The organism is Pseudomonas sp. P5_B2 (assembly GCF_056400445.1).
Window position 1 is genome coordinate 1 of record NZ_JBFULH010000386.1, and the last position, 3,896, is coordinate 3,896.

The 3,896-nt window shown below is 56.9% G+C and carries 2 protein-coding genes and 1 pseudogene; 1 reads left to right on the plus strand and 2 read right to left on the minus strand.

Going from position 1 to position 3,896, the window contains the following annotated elements:
• Window positions 1-935 (minus strand): acyl-CoA dehydrogenase family protein (locus AC1DRJ_RS20965; protein ID WP_477803826.1); only part of this gene is annotated, 935 nt, incomplete at its 3' end.
• Window positions 936-1,272: 337 nt separating this feature from the next.
• On the opposite strand from AC1DRJ_RS20965, the gene AC1DRJ_RS20970 reads away from it, so the two are divergent.
• Window positions 1,273-2,970 carry an AMP-binding protein gene (locus AC1DRJ_RS20970; RefSeq protein ID WP_477803827.1) on the plus strand — a complete coding sequence of 566 codons (1,698 nt, stop codon included), beginning with the start codon at window positions 1,273-1,275 and terminating at the stop codon, window positions 2,968-2,970.
• 612 nt (window positions 2,971-3,582) lie between these two features.
• Here the strand turns inward: AC1DRJ_RS20970 and AC1DRJ_RS20975 are convergent.
• Window positions 3,583-3,896 (minus strand): annotated as a pseudogene (locus AC1DRJ_RS20975) (hydroxymethylglutaryl-CoA lyase); the annotation flags it as partial.

The following is a 3,896-nucleotide window of genomic DNA, read 5'->3' on the forward strand; positions in this document are numbered from 1 at the left end:
TCGCAGGCCTGGGCCACCGCATAGAGGTAGGCGCGGCTGGCGTTAAGTTGGGTGTACATGTCGGCGACTTTTCCCTGGATCAGCTGGAACTCGCCGATGCTTTGGCCGAATTGCTTGCGGTCGTGGATGTACGGAACGATCAAGTCCATGCACGCCTGCATGATCCCGGTCGGGCCGCCAGAGAGCACGACGCGCTCGTAGTCGAGGCCGCTCATCAACACCTTCACGCCGCCGTTGAGCACGCCGAGGATGTTTTCTTCCGGCACTTCCACATCGTCGAAAAACAGCTCGCAGGTGTTGGAGCCGCGCATGCCGAGCTTGTCGAACTTATTGCTGCGGCTGAAGCCTTTCCAGTCACGCTCAACGATGAACGCRGTGATKCCGTGCGGGCCTTTYTCCAGGTCGGTCTTGGCRTAGATCACGTAGGTGTTGGCGTCKGGGCCGTTRGTGATCCAGGTCTTGCTGCCGTTTAGCACGTAGTGATCGCCGCGCTTGTCGGCGCGCAGTTTCATCGAGACCACGTCGGAACCGGCATTCGGTTCGCTCATGGCCAGGGCGCCGATGTGCTCGCCGCTGATCAGGTTCGGCAGGTATTTGCTTTTCTGTTCGTGGTTGCCGTTGCGGTTGATCTGGTTGACGCAAAGGTTGGAGTGGGCGCCGTAGGACAGGGCAACCGACGCCGAACCACGGCTGATTTCTTCCATGGCCACGACGTGGGCCAGATAACCCAGGCCCGCGCCGCCATACTCTTCCGATACGGTAATGCCGAGCAGGCCCATGTCGCCGAATTTGCGCCACAGGTCGGCGGGGAACAGGTTGTCGATGTCGATCTGAGCGGCGCGCGGTGCGATCTCTTTGGCGACGAAGGACTGAACCTGATCGCGCAGCATGTCGATGGTTTCACCGAGGGCAAAATTCAGGGATTGATAGCTCATGGGGCACCTTTTGGCTTTTTTGTAGGGCGGGGAGTGCAGCGGTTTGCTTCTCACCTTTACGTTAACGTAAGCCTGTGACGAATGGCTGTCAATCACCCTTTACGTTAACGTCAACTTGAGCGAGAGTAGAGGCAGTTCAAGATTGAACGCGGAGTAACTTTGTGCGAGCGACCTGTGGCGAGGGGGCTCGCCCCCGTTTGAGTGCGTAGCACTCACAAGATCTTTGAAACATCGGAAATTTTGGGGTTGCTTCGCAGCCCAACGGGGGCAAGCCCCCTCGCCACAAGTCGCTCAGGTGACCGCCGCCAGCCCATAAATAAAGACAATAGGGATCATCATGGATCAACCCAGTGCAAGCCCGCAGCGCAGCTATACCCGTGGTTCTCAGGACAAAGCCTTGCTGGCGATGACCATCGGCCAAGCTTTCGATAACACGGTTGCGCAGTACGCGACCGGGGAGGCGCTGGTTGTGCGCCATCAGCAGGTGCGCTACACCTGGCAGCAACTGGCCGACGCCGTAGACCTGCATGCCAGAGCGCTGCTGTCATTGGGCTTGCAAGCCGGTGATCGTCTCGGCGTCTGGGCACCGAACTGCGCCCAGTGGTGCATCAGCCAGTTCGCCAGTGCGAAAATCGGCGTGATTCTGGTCAATATCAACCCGGCGTACCGTAATTCAGAACTCGAATACGTGTTGAAGCAATCCGGTTGCCAGTGGCTGATCTGCGCCGGTGCTTTCAAAACGTCCGACTATCACGCAATGCTGCAAGGCCTTGTTCCCGAGTTGGCCGAGCAATCCATCGGCAAATTGCACAGCGAACGCCTGCCCGACTTGCGTGGCGTCATCAGTCTGGATGCGCAGCCGCCTTCAGGTTTTCTGCCTTGGTCGCAATTGGCGGATCTGGCTGCCAGCGTTTCGATTGAACAGCTGTGCGAGCGCCAGGACAGCCTGCATTTCGATCAACCGGTGAACATCCAGTACACCTCCGGCACTACCGGGTTCCCGAAGGGCGCGACCCTCAGTCACTACAACATTCTCAACAATGGTTTCATGGTCGGCGAAAGCCTCGGCCTGACCGCCGCTGATCGCCTGGTGATCCCGGTGCCGCTGTATCACTGCTTCGGCATGGTCATGGGCAACCTCGGCTGCATCACCCACGGCAGCACCATGATTTACCCGAACGATGCCTTCGATCCGCTGCTGACCCTGGCCACCGTCGCTGAAGAAAAAGCCACGGCACTTTATGGCGTACCGACCATGTTCATCGCCATGCTCGATCAGCCCAAGCGCGCCGAATTCGATCTGTCGAGCCTGCGCACCGGGATCATGGCGGGTGCCACGTGCCCCATCGAGGTGATGCGCCGGGTCATCAACGAAATGCACATGAACGAAGTGCAGATTGCCTACGGTATGACGGAAACAAGCCCTGTGTCGTTGCAGACCGGTCCGTCAGACGAGCTGGAATTACGCGTGACCACCGTCGGCCGCACCCAGCCGCAACTGGAAAGCAAAATCATCGACGAGGCCGGTAACCTCGTGCCGCGCGGTACCATCGGCGAACTGTGCACCCGTGGTTACAGCGTAATGCTCGGCTACTGGAACAACCCGCAAGGCACGGCCGAGGCCATCGATCAGGCCGGCTGGATGCACACTGGCGACCTGGCGAGCATGAACGACGAGGGCTATGTAAACATTGCCGGACGCAACAAGGACATGATCATCCGGGGCGGTGAGAACGTTTACCCACGGGAGCTGGAAGAGTTCTTCTTCACTCACCCGGCGGTCGCAGACGTGCAAGTGATCGGCATTCCGTGCTCGCGTTATGGCGAAGAGATTGTCGCCTGGATCAAATTCCACCCGGGCCACAGCGCCACCGAGCAAGAGCTGCAAGCCTGGTGCAAAGAGCGCATCGCGCACTTCAAGACGCCGCGTTACTTCAAGTTCGTGGAGGAGTTTCCGATGACTGTAACCGGCAAAATTCAGAAATTCCGCATGCGTGAGATCAGTATCGAGGAATTACGCAGTAACAAGGCCTGACCACAAACCCCTGTGGGAGCGAGCCTGCTCGCTCCCACAGGTAACGCAGTGGTGAAACACAAATCCCGGAAAGCACAAAGGGGAGCCGAAGCTCCCCTTTAATTTGTCGTTGCGCGTGCTCTTTTTTTGTTATTGAGGGGCGGTCTGTTTTTGTTTTTGGAAACCGTGACCCTTTACCGCTGTTTTTGTCGATCCCCATTCAGGATCAAGAGCAAACRTATTTTTTTGAGCGCTGATCTRCTTTTTCGCTRAGCGATCCAACCAGTTCGGGAGCTACCTGAAGGTAGTTTTATTGTTCTCTGTCCGGTTGYGGGTAACTCCTAAAAGCACCCTGAAAAGCACATCTTCTCCAAAAAAATCTGTTMGCTGCGYCTCTGCCGTGTTGTTTTTGTTATGTCAGAGTCGTTACGTCTTATTTTTATTAGTGCTTGCTGCTTTTTTTATTCTTGTTATACAAAAGATATAGCAGGACCCGTGCCAACTTTTTAAAACCCTTTAAAATCAATGGATTGAGATTTTGTAGGATTTTTCTATAGGTCGAATCCCGACAATTTGTTTCCGTGTTACTCGCTTGCCCCCACGTTTCCGACGTCGCGGTAACACCTCAAGGCCTCACTGTGCGCTTCTAGCCTTGGCAACACGCGAGCCGGTCGGACGCCCCAGCACCGTGCAAATCTGTTGACCGGCCAGGATCAAGGCATCCAGATCGATACCGGTCTCGATACCCAGGCCGTTCAGCAGGTAAACCACGTCTTCGGTGGCAACGTTACCGCTGGCGCCCTTGGCGTACGGACACCCGCCAAGGCCGGCGATGGAACTGTCAAACACCGAGATCCCTTCCAGCAGGCTGGCGTAGATGTTGGCCATGGCCTGGCCGTAGGTGTCGTGGAAGTGCCCGGCGAGTTTTTCACGGGGCACGTCGGCCG

What these genes read in the sequence shown, in the direction of transcription:
- AC1DRJ_RS20970 (WP_477803827.1), top strand. Translation starts at nt 1,273, where the DNA reads ATGGATCAACCCAGTGCAAGCCCGCAGCGCAGCTATACCCGTGGTTCT.